Below are 2,297 nucleotides of genomic sequence, written 5' to 3'. Positions count from 1 at the left end.
GCCGGACACCTGTGAGGGTGTCCGGGGCTCACCGCCGTCCGGAGCTGTAGTGCGCGCTCGGCTCAGAGGGTGCGGTTGCGGCCCGCGCCCCAGCCGGCCGCGCCGACCACCAGGACCAGCACCAGCATCAGCACCAGGGGGGTCTCCCAACCGCCGGTCAGCTGGCGCAGCGCACCCGCGCCGACCGGGCCGGCCGCCGCGACCAGGTAGCCGATCGCCTGCGACATCCCGCCCAGCTGGGCGGCACCGGCCGCGGTGCTGGTGCGCAGCACGATGAACGCCAGGCCCAGGCCCAGCGAACCGCCCTGGGCCACACCCAGGATCGTCGCCGACACCCACGCGGCGGAGACCGGCGCGACCAGCAGCATCGCGATGCCCAGCCCGTTCAGGGCGACCATGACCACCGCCAGCGCGCGCTGGCTGGTCATCCGGCCGGCCATCAGCGGCACCAGGAAGGCGCCCGCCACCTGCACCAGGTTGGAGAAGGCGAAGACCAGTCCGGCCTGGCCGCGGTCCATGCCGTGCTCGGCCAGGATGGTCGGCATCCACGCGACCAGGGTGTAGACCAGCAGCGACGAGATGCCCATGAAGAGGCTGATCTGCCAGGCCAGCGCGGACTTCCAGATCCCCTCGATCGGCTTGGCCGGCGCGGCGGCCGCGGCCACCGCCCCCTGCCGCTCCTGGCGGGAGCGCAGCACCTGCGGCAGCCAGGCCACCGCCGCGACCAGCGCGAGCAGTGACCAGGCGCCGAGCGAGGCCCGCCAGCCGCCGCCGAGCGCGTGCTCCAGCGGGACGGAGGTGCCGGCCGCGAGCGTGGCGCCGACCAGCATGGTGGTCGAGTAGACGCCGGTCATGGTGGCCGCGCGGTCCGGGAACTCGCGCTTGACCAGGCCCGGCATCGACACGTTCAGCACCGCGATCGCCACGCCGATCACCACGCAGCCCGCGTACAGGGCCGCCACCGAGGGCAGCACCCGCAGCAGCACGCCCGCGCCCAGCACCAGCACCGCGCCGAGCACCACCCGCTCGGCGCCGAAGCGGCGGGTCAGCCGGGGGGTGAGCGGGGCGCCGACGCCCTGGAACAGCACCGGGACGGTGGTGATCAGACCGCTCGCGGTGGCGGAGAGGCCGAAGGTCCGCTGGATCTCGCCGACCATCGGGGAGACCGCGGCCAGGCAGGCGCGCATGTTCAGCGCGACCAGCACGATGCCGGTCAGCAGCAGCAGCGGATGGGCCAGCCGGGCGCGGCCGGGGAGCGGGGCAGGAGCGGTGACAACCGGCTGCTGGGCACGGGTGACGGCCATGGGTGTGCTGTTCTTTCGTGAATGTGCGTGGGAAGCGGACGGCGGAAGGGAGGCTCGCGCCGTCCTACTTCCGGGCCGCGATGGCCGCGAGCAGCTGCTCGACGGCCGCGGTCGGGCCGGCGAGCAGCGCACGACACGCCGCCTCGGCCCGGTCCGGGTCACCGCTCTCGATCGCGTCGACCAGCGCCTCGTGGGTGGCCACGACCGCCTCGGGCATGTCGTGGTCGCCGAAGGCGGAGGTCATCGCCTCGCGGACGGAGGCGCCGAAGTAGCGGTACACCTCGGCCAGCGCGGGGTTGTGCGCGGCCTGGACGACGGCGGTGTGGAACTCCAGGTCGTGCTCGACGGTGGCCTCGCGGCTCGCCCGCTCGGGGTGCGCCGCGAACACCTCGGCCTCACGGGCCAGCGCGGCGCGCATCCGCCGGACGTCCTCGGGGGTGTGCCGCAGCGCGGCCAGCCGGGCGCCCTCGGTCTCCAGCGCCGCACGGACCTCCAGGACGTCCCGGATGCCCGAGCGCTGGACGCCGCGCAGCACGGACGCCGGATCGCTGGTGGAGCGGACGAAGGTCCCCTCGCCCTGCCGGGAGACCAGCATCCCGGCGTGCACCAGCACCCGGATCGCCTCCCGCACGGTGTTCCGCCCGACGCGCAGCTGCTCGGCCAGCTCGTGCTCGGTGGGGATCCGCGACCCGACCGGCCACGCCCCGCCCGCCAGCTGCTCCCGCAACTGCTCGATCGCGGTGTCCACCAGGGAACGCCGCCCGGCTGCCTGCAGACCGCCGCTCATACCGGACCTCCCTTCGCACCGCACACGTCGACACCAGTCGTCGGTCATCCTACAACCGCTTGCCCGGTCATCCTACAACCCGCCCCTGACCAGCCCCTGAACCCCCGATCGGCCTCACCCCACCCGACATGTCCGCCTGGGGCCCCGCCCCGGACCTCCGGGCGCGCCTCCTCCTCAGACAGCAAATCCCCGCGCCCCGGCAGGGG

At 74.5% G+C, this 2,297-nt stretch carries 2 protein-coding genes; both read right to left on the bottom strand.

Going from position 1 to position 2,297, the window contains the following annotated elements:
* Window positions 1–62 precede the first annotated feature (62 nt).
* Window positions 63–1,304, bottom strand: a complete 1,242-nt coding sequence (locus tag ACFU6K_RS37160) for a CynX/NimT family MFS transporter (protein WP_380670795.1) — start codon at window positions 1,302–1,304, stop codon at window positions 63–65.
* 64 nt (window positions 1,305–1,368) lie between these two features.
* The gene (locus ACFU6K_RS37155) at window positions 1,369–2,091 is read right to left on the bottom strand and encodes a FadR/GntR family transcriptional regulator (RefSeq protein ID WP_380670793.1); all 723 of its coding nucleotides are present in this window, start codon (window positions 2,089–2,091) and stop codon (window positions 1,369–1,371) included.
* Between the last annotated feature and the right edge of the window lie 206 nt (window positions 2,092–2,297).

It is taken from the genome of Kitasatospora sp. NPDC057512 (assembly GCF_042802135.1).
Classification (GTDB): Bacteria; Actinomycetota; Actinomycetes; order Streptomycetales; family Streptomycetaceae; genus Kitasatospora.
This window is presented reverse-complemented; position numbering and strand designations above follow the sequence as displayed.

Coding starts and splice junctions, on each gene's coding strand:
- ACFU6K_RS37160 (WP_380670795.1), bottom strand. CDS start 1,304: ATGGCCGTCACCCGTGCCCAGCAGCCGGTTGTCACCGCTCCTGCCCCG.
- ACFU6K_RS37155 (WP_380670793.1), bottom strand. CDS start 2,091: ATGAGCGGCGGTCTGCAGGCAGCCGGGCGGCGTTCCCTGGTGGACACC.